This window comes from Acinetobacter halotolerans, assembly GCF_004208515.1.
Lineage (GTDB): Bacteria > Pseudomonadota > Gammaproteobacteria > Pseudomonadales > Moraxellaceae > Acinetobacter > Acinetobacter halotolerans.
Map to the genome: position 1 here is coordinate 1 of NZ_SGIM01000031.1, position 779 is coordinate 779.

1 protein-coding gene and 1 pseudogene are annotated in these 779 nt (G+C 45.8%); both read left to right on the forward strand.

From position 1 onward, the window contains the following. A pseudogene (locus EXE30_RS15730) lies at positions 1-91 on the forward strand (3-oxoadipate CoA-transferase); the annotation flags it as partial. A gap of 222 nt (positions 92-313) precedes the next feature. Next, on the forward strand, positions 314-779 hold a 466-nt coding region (locus tag EXE30_RS15735; protein ID WP_265937118.1), incomplete at its 3' end, for a thiolase family protein.

The window sequence follows — 779 nt, forward strand, 5'->3', positions numbered from 1 at the left end:
TTTAAAAGTGATTGAGAAAGTGGATGGTCTGAGCTTTGACGAACTACAGGCTTTGACGGGTGCTCAATTGATTGATGCGACTCATCTATAAAATCAGCACTGCCGTAAAACGTTTCCCCTAATTTACTATCGTGATAGGCGACATGGATGTCGCCCGTTGAACAGGGAGGCAAGGAAGCCTCCTCTGTTCAACAATGGGTTTTGTCACTTTTGCCCTGTCAAAAGTGAGTCATTGCCTACGCAAAGGAAGTATGACCAAACCCGTAATTTGTGGCAGTGATCACAACAGATTGAAATATGGAAGTGTAAGAATATGAAAAACGCTTATATCATTGATGCGATTCGTACCCCATTTGGTCGTTATGCAGGTGGTTTAGCACCTGTTCGTGCTGATGATCTCGGTGCAGTTCCGATTCAAGCTTTAATGCAACGCAATCCAACGGTCGATTGGCAACAAGTCGATGATGTGATCTATGGCTGTGCCAATCAAGCAGGTGAAGATAACCGTAATGTCGGTCGTATGTCTGCGCTGTTAGCAGGTTTACCGTATCAAGTTCCGGCAACCACAGTGAACCGTCTTTGTGGTTCATCTTTAGATGCCATTGCCATGGCTGCACGTGCGATTAAAGCGGGTGAAGCAAATCTGATCATTGCGGGTGGTGTCGAAAGCATGAGCCGTGCACCCTTTGTGATGGGGAAATCAGACAGTGCATTTGGGCGTAGTCAAAAGATTGAAGACACCACCATGGGTTGGCGTTTTATCAATCCAAAGCTCAAAG